This window comes from Pedobacter ginsenosidimutans (genome assembly GCF_001442625.1).
GTDB classification, from domain to species: Bacteria; Bacteroidota; Bacteroidia; order Sphingobacteriales; family Sphingobacteriaceae; genus Pedobacter; species Pedobacter ginsenosidimutans.
On record NZ_LMZQ01000006.1, the window covers coordinates 23,395 to 38,702 of the forward strand.

Consider the following 15,308-nt stretch of genomic DNA (forward strand, 5'->3'; position numbering starts at 1 on the left):
TTTTTAGTTGCCGTTATGCTGGTCGATTGCTCCCTGAAACATGCTCTTTTCGTTTTCTGGCAGGTTCTTTCCGTATTTCTCCAGATAAGTTTGGGCGGTCGGCACGTATTGCCCCCAGTTCTGTTTATTAAAGAATTCTACTGTTTTTGCTCTGAGCAAGATTTCTTCTGCTGGCGTTCCGTACGGTTTAATTTTAGCCTCGATAGCATCCCAGCTTGCACCATTAGCGATCATGGTTTCCATATCCCCTTTGAAGATCATGGTCATCATGTTTACGGTGTACTGTCGTTCACCTAGGATTCTCTTGAACTGATCGGCGTTTTCGAGCATTAATTTGAAACCTGCATCTTGAGAGCTTTTGGCGAATTGCGCTACTTCTGCTGCATCCTGGTCAGATAGAGGAGCTTTATAGGTTGACACCAAAGCTGTGGAAGCCAGTGCTACTCCTGGTTTGTCTCCAGCTTGACTGGCCATCATGCCCAGGCGCTTTAGAAAATATTTATCTCTTTTTCCTTCGATATATTGTTGAAGTAATACGGAATAAGCCTGGCCGGGTTCGGTGAGGTCTGCATCCTGCGCTGTTACTTCGGGCACATTTGTATTGGCATCCGGGTTTAATGCGCTGTGTATTTTTCGAAGTTCAGCGAATGGAATTTTAATGACTTCACGATCATAGGTCATTAATCCGTTCTGCTCTCCCTCTACGTCGAATGGTTGGGTATAAATAGATCCTGATAAACCTTCTTTTTCAAAAAGTTGCAAGTGCTGTTGCATGATGGTGTATTTGGCTTTTAGTCCGGCTGGTTTTTCCTGAATGTAACCCCAGGCTGACCCAGTTAACCATTGGTGGTCTGGAATGAAAACACCGATTCCACCAAACTCTCCGCAGATTTGCGCTTTACCTTCTTGTTTAACTGACATCATTGGATCTGGATAAGCGTGTACATCAGTAATATCTGCTCCCACGTACGCGTTTGGGGATGGTGAGCGTAATTGTTCATTCACGTACAATAGTTCCCCAGAGTGGCCATTAACTATTCTTGAAGGATCGGTTTGTTTGATCCATTTGGTTAGGCGTTCCTGGTCGTATTGACCCCATTTTTCATTAAAGAGTACCCAGGTGGTGATGGATGGGTAGTTGTGCAATTGGGTAAGGATTTCTTTGCTTTGTTTTTCAAATGCTTGTTTGCTACCTTCTGGTAAACCTTGGTTAGGATTAACCATATCCTGCCATACGAGCATCCCAAGTTTATCAGCATGGTAATACCAGCGTGCCGGTTCTACTTTAATGTGTTTACGGATGGTGTTAAAACCCATTGCTTTAATGGCTTTGATATCGTAGGCTAACGCTTCATCTGTTGGAGCCGTGTATAGTCCTTCTGGCCAAAAGCCTTGATCTAATGTTCCCAGGTTGTAGTAGGGTTTATTGTTGAGCATGATGCGGTCTGTTCCCTTATCGTCTTTTCCGATAGAGATTTTGCGCATGCCGAAATAACTTTTTACCTCATCATTTCCAAGTTTGGTTGTTAGGTCATATAAGTAAGGATTGCCTGGTGACCAGAGTTTGGCATTTTTTACCGGAACGGTGATAATTGTGTTGCTTGAGCCTATTATGGTTTTGCCATCAATGGTTAACTGAACTGGAGATTTAACTGCGGAATTAACGGTTATATTTACAACCGATTTATCTATGTCTGGTGTGATATTTAAGTTGTGTATCGAATTAGCTGGAACTACTTCCATCCAAACAGTTTGCCAGATACCTGAACTTGGGGTATAGTAGATGTTTTCAGGGCTTGTTACTTGTTTGCCGTGCGGGCCAACGCCTTGATCTGTTGGATCGAAGACTTTGACGATAATTTCATTCTGGCCTTCTTTGAGGGCCGAGGTCATATCAAAACTGAATTCTGTATAGCCACCTTCATGTGTGCCAACTTGTTTCCCGTTGATGTAAACAGTTGCTTCATAATCTACCGCGCCGAAGTTGATTTTTAGTCGTTCTCCAGCTTTCATCGCAGGTTTAGTAAAACTGCGTTTGTACCATAGGTTTTGCTCTGCACCTAGTCGCTTCTGCACACCAGATAGTGCGGATTCTAATGGATAAGGCACCATAATCTGCCCTTCATAGGTAGATGGTTTGCTTACATTCTTTGCAGTAATGGCATAATCCCACATTCCGTTAAGATTTGTCCAGTTTGATCGAACCAATTGTGGTCTAGGATATTCTCTCAAGGCGTTTTCAGGAGACACATCCTTAGCCCAGCGGCTTTGGATTGGAACTTGCTTTTGGGCGTATTTTTGCTGTGCAATGACATCTTTTGAACAAAGTACAAACAATGCGCCAGCAATAAACAGTGATTTTACTGTCCTCATTTTTTTTAGTTTTATTTAGTTTGAAGTCTATTTAGATTATAGCTAAAAGTTTAATTTGAACGTATAGATTACATTATGATAAAGTGCAACAAGGGTTTTATTGTATACCTTAAACGAAACAAGTTTATCTTTACCTAGATCAAGGAGGTAAAAACTAAATTCATAATTACCATTTTTGAGATTATATACGTCAATTGTGGAGCTATTACTCCATTCCTCTGGAACTTGATTATCGGCCTTTAGGCCAGAACGGATAAACAGATGATCATTATTTGCGCAAGCCTCTTTATTCACAATTAATGGCGGAGCTGACATCGTAAGATCGCCTGTAGATCTTATTTTTTTTACTTTGATTTTTGCTATAGTATTGGTATCTATAGTTTTGGCCTTATAACTTTCATTAAGATTTTGATCTGTAACTATAAAGTTGTTGCTGTAATAGTAGACAAAAGCGATTCTTTTATCTGGAGTTTTAAGCAATATTCCATCATTACTAAATATTTCGTCTCCTTGTTTAGTTGAAATATTTTTTTCACTTACCAGTCTATTCTGTGTAGAATAAATAGCCAACACATTTTTATTGCTTTTATTTATATATCGAATAACATAGGACGTATCAGTAATAGAAACCACAGAGTAGAAAGGAAAAATCTGAGTTGTTTTGGTAAGGATAAGATCCTTAAGCATACCACTCCTGATATTTCCTGCAAAACCTTGAGTCAGAAAGATATTTTCCGATTCAACTTGTACTTCTGCATCGTCGTAAACATTGAAGTCCTTTAGTGCTCGAATTTTATTTGTATCTGAGTCAAGCGTCTGTAGATCAAATCTTAATAATGTGTTCTTACTCTTCTTACTTGACAGATAAACAAATTTTCCATTTGAGCCTGCGATATAAAGATCGGAGTTGGCTATTGATTTAATGGTATCAGCAGTTATCAGATGAGGAGGAAACTCCCGAACGAAATCATTTTTTCTGTTCTTGGCAACACTGGAATAAAAATAAAGTCCAATCACCATAGAAATAGAAATAATAGCGATTGTAAAAAGCTTGGCAATTCGAGATTTTAACATATACTCTTATAATTTCCCAGGAAGGAATCTTCCTGGGAGAAATAATTATGGATTAGTGATTCTAAGTGGGAAATCACAATTTGAAAATGTTGGATAGGCTGTGACGGTTGCTCCTAAACCTGCCGGTGTTACCGTACAAACAGGTCCACTAAACACCAAATTACAAATCGGTTCATTCGTCCTGGCTGTTCCTGTGTTGATACACATTTCATTGAATTTGAATTTGCAAAAATCTCCAAGACGTTTTGAAGCAGAAGATCGAGACGAACCAATCATAGATCCACAAATAGCTAATCCCAAGGCAATTGTTTTAATTCTCATAATTTATTTTTATTAAGTTAGAACCTACTCTATTTAGGGTTTTCGGTTTACCCCTATATCGGCCGATAATATCTTACTGGGTAGAGTAATACTCCGAGTGCACTAATAACCGAGAAAAACAGATTAAAAAAGATATGTTGTCTCCAGGTTAGCAAAGAGATTACGCCACCGCAAGAACATGGTATATAGTCACTAAAATTTAAAATAATAATGATATAAGCTATAAAGGCTGTCATCAAGCCGAATGAAAGATAAAATGCCAGATGTTTTGTTTTTTCAAGAAAAAACAAGAAGGAAATACCTATTTCCAGTCCTGGTATAGCTATGCTAACAATTTCACTAAACGGGTTTAATATTGGTGATTTACTTAGCTCTATCTGAAATTTCTGTAAATCTATCAACTTATTTATTGAAGCATACACGAATAGAAGGACCAGTGTAGCGCTCATTAGTTCTATTAATGTTTTTCTTGGTAACTCTTTCATTTTACTTTTTATTAAATTCTGACTAGTAGCTGTGTGGATACGGGATCTTTAGTCAATCTCCTGCAAACTGAGATATCATTGGCGTACTCTGGTTACCAATACTGTTGTAGATTAATGGACACGACAAAAAATCTTCACATTCTACGGATTCACCTCAAGCCAATATTTTATTTACTTAGATTGATAAATGACTAAGAAAACTTTTTTAATCTTAAATCGTTTTTGATTAATTAAAGATCTCTGTTCCATGTTGGTTTACCTTTTTTGATTTTTTCTAGTGTTTCAATAAATTCTAGGTTGTTAGGGTCTTTGGACAGTGCATTTTCCTCCCACTGGATTGCTTCATGCTGTTTTCCAAGCTTATGTAGAAGGTTGGCGTATGTATCCATATTTCCTGCACTAGGATCAAGCTTTACCGCTTCTCTACTCCATTCAGAAGCCTTTTTTAGATATACTTTATTGTCAGTCTTCAAAAAAGAAAACCATGCCCAGTTGTTCAACGCAAGTGCACTATACATTACTGAAAAGTTTTTCTCATAGTATTCAACTGCATTGAGAAATTCATTAAAATCAATCTGTTGTCCTTTCATAATCCTATTCATCATAGACAATATTGTATTCCCAACCAACCTCTCTTCACCCATTCCTGCTTTAAGAGAATGAATGCCATTCAAAATCTCTTTCCAGCTCGCATTTCTATCAAGAAACACCTTTATCTTCTGGATATACAAGGGGTTTTGATCTGCTATGTCTCCCTCATATATATATTTCTCCTTTAGCAACAGTAAATTACCTTCGGCACCCCACTTTTTAAGGTTTTTACTAATTTTGGGCCAATCCGGTTTTCCGTTTAGGCTTTTTAAGTACGGAACTACGTTCTCTTCTCTTATGATTTTATCTGTTAAAGCGTTCAAATAACCAATTGCCAATAAAGGCTCAATATTTTGTACTTTCTCCTTTTGATTTATAAATACTGAAAAACCCACGTCTTTCGAAGAGGTGGTTGTCTTATATAGAATCATAAGATTTTCCTTGGTAAGCAGTTGACTAACAGTTCGACTTGCTGCATATTTTTTGCCAATCCTATTTGCCTGATCGGAGAGTCCAAGCTCCTGCGCATGCATAATCAAATCAAGAACAAACCCAGCATCGTCTTTCCCCGCTTCGTACTGGTTAAGTTTACCTAAAAAACCATTATTGGAATCCAACGACATTTTAGCACTTTTGATAAAGTTCACAGGTTTGCAAATCGCATCAAGCTTAAAGGATGGTATACCTTCGCTGTTTAAAAATAGCAGTGTCGGATAGGCAGTTACATTATATTCCTTAGCCATTTTTTTTGAGGTTTCATACCAGGATTTGACAAATTCATTGTCCTTGGTTGTAACGTCCATCTGCACCTTTACACTAACAAAATTACGGTTCATGTAGTCTCCCACCTCTTTAAGTAAATAGACATTTTGCTCCATGAACTTACACGGGCCACACCATGTTGTATAGATATCCAGAAATATCGCTTTTTTTTCGGCTTTCGCTTTTTCCTGGACCTGTTCCCAACTTAGATGATCTTCAAATCTAATTCCCACTCCGGACTTTTCGGCTTTAGCAATTGTTTCGATCTGATCCCAGTTTAACTTATCGTCCAGCACACTCTGGGCCTCACTAAATACTACTGATAGCAATAGTATTACTAAAATCATAGTTCTTTTCATTTGTTTGTATTTAAAATTGATTGTTGAGTTTAAATGGTTGAACTTTCATTGACTGACCTGGTTCCTATATTATTTAATTTTTAAGCTCTGGACTGCATGCCGGCATTTGTTACTAAAACTCCGGCTTGAGTCTAGTTCCAAACCACTCTTCATTTCCCTCACAGACACTCCTATGCCTTCAGTCATCCAGATTGGCGCAGGTTTAGCTTTCAAATAGTGATTGAAGAATTGAAACTGTCTTTTTGAAAAATCTTCTTGATTTTTACCATTTAAACCGTGGCCTTCACCAGGATAATGTAGCATCCAAACTTTCTTCCGAAGTCGCCTCAGACTATTGAAAAACTCCAATCCCTGAGCAAAAGGGACGTTATCATCACCTCTATTATTAAGAATCAACAATGGGGTGGTCACTTTATCTACATAAAATATGGGAGAATTTTTGATGTAAAGATCGGGTCTTTCCCAAGGCTGAAAACCAATGCCATAAGCTCCTTGTTCACAATACATCATTTGCAGTGGTCCCTCGCCAAATGAACTTATTAGGTTACTTGCTCCTGCACCAGAATAGGCACATGCAAAAAGGCTTGACTTCCCTACCAAAAAATTAGTCTCGTAACCGCCGAAACTGTATCCGGCAAGCCCCATGCGTTCTTTATCTATCCAATCAAACTTAGATAGATAATCAGCAACAGATACTACAGAGTTGTAAGCACTTTCACCAAATGCAGTTTTCTTGGGAATTATATCTGGCACAAAAACTAGGTATCCGTTGCTGACGTAGAAGGGAATCGATAGTCCGTAGGATAAATTAGGCTCTAAAAACTTATTTAGATTATTCGACCAATTGACATAATAATAAAATATAATTGGATATTTCTTCTTTGGATCAAAGTTTTCCGGTTTATATATCACACCTTTAGCTTCTTTCCCGTCGTAAGCTTTCCATATAACAAGTTCACTAGTTAGCCAATTCACAGTACGCTCTGGATGTATATCGGATAATTTTTCATATTTTTTAAAATCTCTTGATACGAACAAATTCGGGGAACTTGAGGCTGTCTCCTGCTCAAACAAGAAAACACCCGAATAATTTGGGATAATCTTTGGATGTAAAGGCGATCCATGGTAAAACATTTTGTACTTGCTGAGACAATTTTGAAATGTTATTTTAGGTTCGATGTTTATTTTGTCTAGCTTGATGAAAGTAAAACCACTTTTTAATGTATTTTGATCAATAACCAAAAAAGGGATAGAATCTTTTGGGCCAAACTTTTCGAAATTTAATTGCAATAAAGATCCGCTAAAGAAGGATATATTATTTCTTCTGCCCCAGCCATTTGTAAGATTTAGTGGTTTTGCGCGACCAGTTAGATCTAGCTTCCAAATATCAAAGCCATCTCCTAACAATACATTATTATCTTTGAGCCAACCGATCACATTAAATGCAGGCCTTACACTGCTCCCAGCGGAAATAGCCGTCTCCGGCAAAGTGTGTGGTATCTTTATATTCTTAGTTAAATTGTAAACCCAACTGTTTCGTAGGTCTTGAGAGAAATAATCATTTGTAAGGGTATCGAAATACAAAATATATTTATTATCAGGCGAAAGAATAACGGCAATGTCTCCACTATAGCTAGCCGAAAGCTTCTTAATCACCTTTCCAGTAACTGTAGATATGACCTTACTATAGTGTGAAAAGAACGGATTCCAGTAAAATTCGTTAGCTCCAGCAACATTTTTTTTCACTAAAACGAAATCCGAACAATTTTCCGAGAAACTTATATCTTCAAATGCTTGAGTTAATTGGACTGCCTTATTGTCTTCTGCGTTTAGCACAAATTGACAAGCGTCGAATTTACGCTCGCTAAAGTTTGCTTGCTGTGAGTAGTGAATTGAATCTTTATATGTCCATACCTCCATTCCGTTTACAACATCCGGATCCCTATTAAGATTAGTATTGATTATTGGCTTGGCAAAAAAGAAAATCTGTTTTCCCTCCTTTCCAAATGAAATCATTTTATTTTCAATAAGAAATTTGCCCTTTATACCATCTGAATTGTCGGTTACCTTAGCTTCTGGTTTCGATTTGCCTGTAGTATATTGCCAAATGGTATATTTGCCTTGATTCTCAGTTATGAGGCCAATGTTTGACCCGTTTTTGTCCGGGAAGTAACTGATACAATTTCCAACCTGAATCGTGTTCTCAAGTTTGAATGTGTCAAAGTTGAATACAGAAAGTGTTGCGGATCCATTATCATTCTTTCCCAGAAAAATTATTTTAGTTCCTTCGTCTGTAACCTTGAAGTTTTCTATATGTGTAGCAACAAATTTCTTCCTACTTCTGAACTTTAACATTGATAGAATACTCCCATTTTTGATAGAAAGTATTTCATCTTTTTTTGCTCTCGATAGGAAGTACTCTTGACCCATTCCCATAAATTTATAGTTTTTACTACCAAGGTCATACATAAAAATAGAGTCGCCTGAAGTCTTAATGATTATGGCTTTGCTATCATATGTAAATTTACAATCTGATACATCATATTTCACCTTTACACTTTGGTTTCCATCCGTTGAACAGATCCTTAAGTGATCTCCGTTAGCTGAACTAGTAAAGTACCAAACAAACTTTCCGTTTTCAGAAATGTCATACCTCCCCAATTTTGTCCAATTATTTGAGGTAACGAAATCAACAGTTGATTTCTGTCCAAAACTCCATCCGCAGCTTAATAAAAGCAGCAGTAATAAAAATCTAAATTTCATCTTCATTCTTTTTTACTTCGGCATCACAAACAGCAAACCCAACAGATGACACCAACATTATCCTTTTTCTATTGCCATGAGCTATTCACAGAGCAGCATTATTCCAACCGCACAAATATTTAAGTTGAACGTCCCTTCCTCTGAAGAAGAATTATAAGCTGCATTGCACTCTCACCGGCATGAATCGAATAACTATTTAGGATTAGCTTAGTACACCTGGAAAATTCTATCCAGGTGTTTATGTATTATTCCGAGTAGCCAGGATTTTGATGCCCCCTCAATGAAGGATTTAGTAAAAACTCGGAAGACGGTATCGGCATTAGGGCTTTATAACTAAGCCAATTACCACCCTTTGCTTGGCAGATAGAAGTCATAATTTCATTAATCTTTCCAGAACGTTTCAGATCCAGCCATCGCTGCTCCCCCTCGGTAAATAGCTCCACTTGCCGCTCATGAAATATCGCATCCAACATAGTCTCTGAAGAATTAGCAGTTGTATTCAAAAGGCCAGCTCGATTTCTAATTGTGTTCAGATCGCTTTCGGCACTATTTGCACCAATTAACAATCCTTTATGTACCCTGGCTTCAGCTCTGATAAGAAATAACTCCGCGAAACGTATAACCATAACATATTCCTGTTGATCCTGTATCCCACCTGCATTTGAGCTTCCAATTTTGTACTTATAGAAAATTGGAATTTGTTCGTTACCGTAGGTAATGGTAGACAGCCATTTTTGTTTTCTTAAATCATTATTTTCGAATGCATTCATCAAAAAATCGCTAACAGAAAATTGAGGCTCGCCTCCATCTCTAGGAATAAAAGATTGTCCATCGACAGTATTTGTACTTCCGTCAATTTGTTTCTCTGGCTGGAGTTGCCAAACTGCTTCGCGATTATTTTTTACAAAAACATCATTCAAATCATTGAGGAGCTCATAATGTGCATTATCACCTATTACCGCGGTTGCTTCGGTTTCAGCTTGGTCCCACATACCTAAATAAAGATATACTCTAGCTAATAAGGCCGTGGCTGCACCTCGATTGGGTCTAAGCCTTTCAGTAGTTGCAGTTGTTAAATCCGTTGATAGAAACTCTGGAGATAGATTTGCTTTAGCTTCCTTAAGATCTATCAGAATCTGGTTATAAACATCTGCTTTGCTTGATCGCTTAATATTGGCATTTGTTTTAAAGTTGGTGGTAAGAACTAAAGGTACGTCTCCATATAGATTTACTAAATAAAAATAACAATATCCTCGGATAAATTTAGCTTCACCTAACAGCACTTTTTTCTTATCTTCTGGAATTGAATTTGATTCAGTAATGCCCTCAATGATCGAGTTAACTGAGTAAATATAACTACTATATAGTTGGCCCCACCTTGCTTGGTTTAATTGATCGACACTAGTAACCGCATTTATGTAATATACATCACTTTGGGATACTTGACGCAATTTGATTTCGTCAGCCATTAGTCCAGAGTTTATATTCTTTTGCATTGTACGAAAATTTGCATAAACGCCAGTCATTGCAGTCACTGCGGCACTTGTACTTGAAAATACCTGCTCACTGGTGTATTTATTTACAGGATAATCAATACTAATTAATTTCTTGCAACCGAATTGCATATAAATAGCAATTAAAATTAATACAAGGTGCAATCTTAGTGTAGATCTGAGATTGAAATATTTTGTTCTCATAATTATTTAATTTAAAGTCCTATTGAAATTCCAGCAGTTACAACGCGTGGTGGCGCGAGAGTAAGAGGATCTTGCGTTTCTGGATCTGCACCTTTATATTTTGTAAATGTTAATAAATTCTGCCCCTGTAGATAAAATCTAAGCGTTTGAATATGCAGCTTTTTGAGGGGGGGGGCTGGTAAAGCGTATGAGAGAGAGACATTTTTAATTCTTAAAAACGATGCATCAACCCAGGCAGCATCACTTTGGGAAGCCATTATCCAATTTGAAACATTACCAAAGCCACTGGTAAACTTTGCAAATACAGCATTATCACCTTGTTGAACCCAGCGTTGATCGAAAATAGACAATGGAATATTTCCTATTCCGTTATCGAGTAATAATCCAGGCGAGAGAAAGGAAGTACTAAATAAATAGTTCCTACCCATTTGTTTTGTAAATTGAGTAAAGATATCTAAAGTGAATCCTTTATAGATAAATTGATTAGAAACACCTCCAGTAAAGTCAGGTCTAGTTGTAATCTGTCTGGCATATCTGTTTGCAAACCCGTCGGTGTTAGTATTTCCATGATCATCAGCAAATAAATACAGACCAGTAGATGGATCAACCCCTCGGAACTCTGCAACCGGAATAATCCCACTGAAAGGTTTTCCTATTGGACTAATTTCTTTTCCATTTTGATCATATCCATAGATAAAAGGATAACCTTGATATCCGTCTGCCAGAGATAGCAGTTTATTTTTAGTTGCTAGACTTATATTTCCCAATATACTCCAACCAAAATCTTTGGTAGTTGCCACTTTTGCGACCAGGGTAAATTCAGCACCACTATTTTGTATCTTTGCGTCTTGATTCAAAATAATTCCACCAAGACTTCCCCCACCAGCGGTTGCCGGTAAGCTAAAGCTACCAAGTTGATCCCCTGATCTATTCCGAAAAAAAGAAGCGGTAAGCAATAGCCGATCTTTGAAGAACCCAAGATCTAGAGCTAACTCAGCCTTTCTAGTACTTTCCCAATGGTAGTCTGGATTCGCCGCTCCACTGGACTGAATTGTTGCTATATCCTGGTACCTTCCGAAAGGAGGGCTAATTGCTCCCCAAAGTTCTACGTATCCATAATCCTTTATGTTATCATTTCCTGTTACTCCATAACTAAAGCGTAGCTTGCCAAAGCTGATCCACGGAAAAAGCTTTTGCATTTCTAACTCATTGGTAAAGACCCATGCTGCCCCAACAGAGCCGAAGTTACCAAATTGATATCCCGGTCCAAACCTACTACTACCATCCCTCCTGAAATTCAAATTTAGAATGTATTTATCTGTCCAGTTGTAGGTTAGACGAGAAAAAAGGCCTGCATATTTATACTCATTATTGTTGTTAGCAGAATAGTAGTTCCTTGCTAAGGATAAGTCTTTTAGACTAAGATCGGAAGTATACCCGTTTGCATTAAGATATTGGAGTTCAGATTCATTATATTGTAAACTCATTCCCAATATTGCATCGAGACGACCTTTCCCAATATGGTTATTATACGAAAGTTGCGGTTCAACACTCCATGAACTTGACGAATTATTATTCCGGGTTGCTTGTGCGGTCATGAAACTCAAAGTTGCTGGATCCATAGAGGCCAGTGACTGAGGCTGATAACTCTTAAGCTGTAACAGCGAAAAGCCCAAGGTTGATTTAAATTGGATACTTGGCGAAAAACGATAACTTATATCGGCACTGGTTGTTATTGTGTTTGTATTACTTGAAATGATATTCGATAAGCTGGCGTAAGGATTCGTCCAAGTAGCGAATCCCGATAGTGGATTGGGTTCCCAATTCAATTCACCATTTGGCTTATAAATCATAGGGGCATTTGGTGGCAAAAAAATCCCTGCACTCGTCAAGTCAGTGGAGCTTGAGCTGTTGGACGTATAATTAGCAGTCAAAGAAGCTCTAAACTTTTCGTTCGGTGACACTCCTGTTAAGCTAAAATGCCCAGATCCGCTTTGATCTTTTGCACTGCCCAAAAACATTGAGGTTTGACCGTTGTAGGTACCACCTAATGTATATTGTAAGGTTTGTGTTCCGCCGGATAAACTAACTTGTACAGAAGTAAACTGTCCATTTCCACCCCCTAATTCGTTTTGCCAATCTGTATAGCGATTTTGATCCCAAACAGTCAAATCATAATTACCAGGTTCAGGAGCTGTTGGTAAAGTCAAACCATCATTCTTAAACGCCTCTTTTCTCATCTGAAGATATTGCTGGGTGTTTAATAGTGGAAGTTTTTTATTTGAACGCTGTGAAATTCCAGTGAACATATTGACGTCAACCTTTGTTGCTCCAACATTCCCCTTCTTAGTAGTAATCAAAATTACACCATTTGCACCTCTGCTTCCATAAATTGCTGTTGCATCAGCATCTTTAAGAACATCAATTGAAGCTATGTCAGAGGGATTAATAAACCTTAATGCAGAAAGATTTGCTGTTCCGAAACTGGTACCTCCTGGTATATTATTTGAAAAAGGTATACCATCAATAACAATTAGAGGTTGGGTGTATTCACCACTTAAACTATTTTGCCCTCTAATTTGGAGCTTAACCGGAGCGCCCGGTATTCCACTCGTTGGCGTTATAATTAGTCCAGGAACTCTCCCTTGCAGAGCAAATAGAGGATTGTCAATCGGTTGCTTAGCTATTTCCTCAGCTTTGACCGTAGTTATATTTGAAGTACTAGTCCGCCTGGAAGTGGTACCAGAAAACATCACTTGTACTTCGTCTAATTTGTTATCACTTAGCTCCATTCGAACTGGAGCTATGTATTCTTTTGCAATAATTTCTACTTTTTTATACCCAATAAAAGTAACTTCGAGAATTGCGCCTTCGGCGACATTTTTAAGATAAAATTCCCCTCGAAAGTCTGTTAAGGTGGTTCCTTTCCCATTTTTCACTCTCACATTAGCGCCAGAAAGAGGCGATAATTTTTCGTCTAATATCACTCCCCTAACTCCTATAGCAGTAAAATATTGCGTTATGCGATCAACAATTGAAGACTCATTTTTTTCTTTTCGTTTGACCATTACAGTTTTATCTTTCACTTCGTATACAAGCGGTTGCCCTTCAAAGGCCACTTTGAGGGCATTTTCAATGGTAACATTGTCTAATTCAATGGTTACTGGCTTTAGGTTTTTAAAATCCAAGCTGGAATAAACGAAGTCATAGCCGCTTTGTATGCTGATGGATTTTAATAGTTTTTGTAAAGGGGCGTTGGTTTCTTTTAAGGTGATTTGTGCATTGGTTGATGCGCTCACCTGTAATAGGAATACCGTTATTATGAGTATGGTTAGTTTCATAATCCGCAAAATTTGCCGGGATTTTCCAAATAATGGGGCAATCCCAAAATCTTCAATAATTTTCATTATTTTTGGTTGTTTGGTTAGTTGGTTGTTGTTGACTCAAAACTTTAATGACGGTTGACCAGACATAAAGCGGGAGTAGGTCGAAGCACTCCCGTTTTCTTTTTTGGTACCGTTTTGTGGTATAGCTACTTCATAACGGTGACCCTCCTCCCCTCGATTTTGAAATGGATGTTTTGTGTGTAACTGATTTTATCAAGGATTTTAGAGATGTTGTCGTAACGGCTTATTGAGCCGGTAAATGGTATTTCTTTAACGTTTTCGCCATCATAGATGACTTCGACGTTGTACCATCTTGAGAGTTTTTGCATGATGCTTTCTATGCTTTCATCATCGAATACGAATTTGCCGTTTTTCCACGCGATGGCATCGCTGGTAATCACTTCGCTAACTTTTAATTCTCCTTTGTCGTTTAGAATAGCTTGCTCACCAGGTTTTAAGGTTTTTTCGGTTCCTTTATTTATTGTTGAGCTAATTTTGACCGATCCTTCTAGTAAGGTTGTTTTAGCAGCTTTTTCGTCTTTGTAGTTATTGATATTAAAATGTGTTCCTAATACGGTAATCTCTTGATTGCCCGATGCTACGATGAAAGGGTGTGTTTTGTCTTTTGCAATTTCAAAGTAGGCTTCGCCGTCCAGTTGAACTTTACGCTGGTTCAGTGATGTGAATTTTGCGGGGTATGTTAGTGTGGAGGCGGCGTTTAGCCATACTTTACTACCATCTGGAAGGACGACTTGGTATGTTTCTCCTTTGGCTGTGTTAAGTGTATTTGTTATGTTTTGTGATGCTTGTGTTTGATCGTTGATTTGGTAGATAAGTTCGCCCGTAGCTGTTTTGGTGATGGTTACGCCGGATTCATTGGCGAGCTCTCCGTTTGCGGCGTTGGTCAATTGTATTTGTTTTCCACTGGCAAGTGTTAGGGTTGCGCCTTGTTTGCCTGGTGTGATGTCATTTGCAAAAGTGTTGGTTTGGTTTTGACTATTATCCAGTTTGTATTTATATAGATAAATGCCAACTACAATGATGGCTACTGCTGCTACCATACCGGTAATGATTGGCCATAGTGTTAATTTGCGGGCTGTGGCTTTGTTGCTAATGCCTGCAATATTGTTTTGTAGCTTTTGGTAATCGTGTTCGATTACTTTTTCTGATGCGGGTATTGGAAGTAACAGGATGCTGGTTTTTAGTTCAGTGATCTGCTCTTTGTATTCAGGATTTTCCTTTAACCAGTTTTCCCAGTAGGCTACATCTTCGCTGCTGTTCTGGAAACAGTAGTTGATGAAGCTTTGCTGGCTGGTGATTGTGATTAAGTCTAATTCCTTCATGTTTTTGGAGTGTTTAGACAATAGAGCAAAGTCGGTTTAACTTTTTACCACGTTTTTCTTAACAAAAAGTTAACTTATTTTTTTGAGATGCTTTTTTGAAGGTTATTTTGTGCGATGTCCATTAAAAATATTGGCTTCTTAATACTCTATTGCG

General features: G+C 37.9%; 9 protein-coding genes. All 9 read right to left on the reverse strand.

The features are described 5' to 3' along the window. Positions 1–3: 3 nt before the first annotated feature. The 9 genes from ASU31_RS10450 to ASU31_RS10490 all read right to left on the reverse strand — a co-directional run bounded on the left by ASU31_RS10450 (position 4) and on the right by ASU31_RS10490 (position 15,154). Positions 4–2,373 carry a glycoside hydrolase family 2 protein gene (locus tag ASU31_RS10450; RefSeq protein WP_057932274.1) on the reverse strand — a complete coding sequence of 790 codons (2,370 nt, stop codon included), beginning with the start codon at positions 2,371–2,373 and terminating at the stop codon, positions 4–6. A 42-nt stretch (positions 2,374–2,415) separates the two neighbouring features. After that, positions 2,416–3,447, reverse strand: coding sequence for a hypothetical protein (locus ASU31_RS10455; protein ID WP_157257967.1), 1,032 nt, complete (start codon positions 3,445–3,447; stop codon positions 2,416–2,418). A gap of 45 nt (positions 3,448–3,492) precedes the next feature. After that, entirely contained in the window at positions 3,493–3,768 is a 276-nt protein-coding gene (locus ASU31_RS27440; RefSeq protein ID WP_157257968.1) for a hypothetical protein, read from the reverse strand. A gap of 53 nt (positions 3,769–3,821) precedes the next feature. Continuing rightward, positions 3,822–4,253 carry a MauE/DoxX family redox-associated membrane protein gene (locus ASU31_RS10465; protein ID WP_057932277.1) on the reverse strand — a complete coding sequence of 144 codons (432 nt, stop codon included), beginning with the start codon at positions 4,251–4,253 and terminating at the stop codon, positions 3,822–3,824. A gap of 230 nt (positions 4,254–4,483) precedes the next feature. Continuing rightward, the gene (locus ASU31_RS10470; protein ID WP_057932278.1) at positions 4,484–5,965 is read right to left on the reverse strand and encodes a thioredoxin family protein; all 1,482 of its coding nucleotides are present in this window, start codon (positions 5,963–5,965) and stop codon (positions 4,484–4,486) included. A gap of 69 nt (positions 5,966–6,034) precedes the next feature. Continuing rightward, entirely contained in the window at positions 6,035–8,728 is a 2,694-nt protein-coding gene (locus ASU31_RS10475) for an alpha/beta hydrolase family protein (protein WP_167346174.1), read from the reverse strand. 245 nt (positions 8,729–8,973) lie between these two features. Next, positions 8,974–10,425 (reverse strand): RagB/SusD family nutrient uptake outer membrane protein, encoded by a 1,452-nt coding sequence (locus tag ASU31_RS10480; RefSeq protein WP_083505330.1) that lies wholly within the window; start codon positions 10,423–10,425, stop codon positions 8,974–8,976. Between the two features lie 11 nt (positions 10,426–10,436). Then, a complete protein-coding gene (locus ASU31_RS10485; RefSeq protein ID WP_083505331.1) occupies positions 10,437–13,832 on the reverse strand; it encodes a SusC/RagA family TonB-linked outer membrane protein in 3,396 nt (1,131 codons plus the stop codon). Between the two features lie 125 nt (positions 13,833–13,957). Further along, entirely contained in the window at positions 13,958–15,154 is a 1,197-nt protein-coding gene (locus ASU31_RS10490) for a FecR family protein (protein ID WP_057932282.1), read from the reverse strand. Positions 15,155–15,308: the final 154 nt, after the last annotated feature.

Excerpts from the sequence above, each read along its gene's own strand:
- ASU31_RS10450 (WP_057932274.1), bottom strand. The coding sequence starts at position 2,373 with ATGAGGACAGTAAAATCACTGTTTATTGCTGGCGCATTGTTTGTACTT.
- ASU31_RS10455 (WP_157257967.1), bottom strand. The coding sequence starts at position 3,447 with ATGTTAAAATCTCGAATTGCCAAGCTTTTTACAATCGCTATTATTTCT.
- ASU31_RS27440 (WP_157257968.1), bottom strand. The coding sequence starts at position 3,768 with ATGAGAATTAAAACAATTGCCTTGGGATTAGCTATTTGTGGATCTATG.
- ASU31_RS10465 (WP_057932277.1), bottom strand. The coding sequence starts at position 4,253 with ATGAAAGAGTTACCAAGAAAAACATTAATAGAACTAATGAGCGCTACA.
- ASU31_RS10470 (WP_057932278.1), bottom strand. The coding sequence starts at position 5,965 with ATGAAAAGAACTATGATTTTAGTAATACTATTGCTATCAGTAGTATTT.
- ASU31_RS10475 (WP_167346174.1), bottom strand. The coding sequence starts at position 8,728 with ATGAAATTTAGATTTTTATTACTGCTGCTTTTATTAAGCTGCGGATGG.
- ASU31_RS10480 (WP_083505330.1), bottom strand. The coding sequence starts at position 10,425 with ATGAGAACAAAATATTTCAATCTCAGATCTACACTAAGATTGCACCTT.
- ASU31_RS10485 (WP_083505331.1), bottom strand. The coding sequence starts at position 13,832 with ATGAAAATTATTGAAGATTTTGGGATTGCCCCATTATTTGGAAAATCC.
- ASU31_RS10490 (WP_057932282.1), bottom strand. The coding sequence starts at position 15,154 with ATGAAGGAATTAGACTTAATCACAATCACCAGCCAGCAAAGCTTCATC.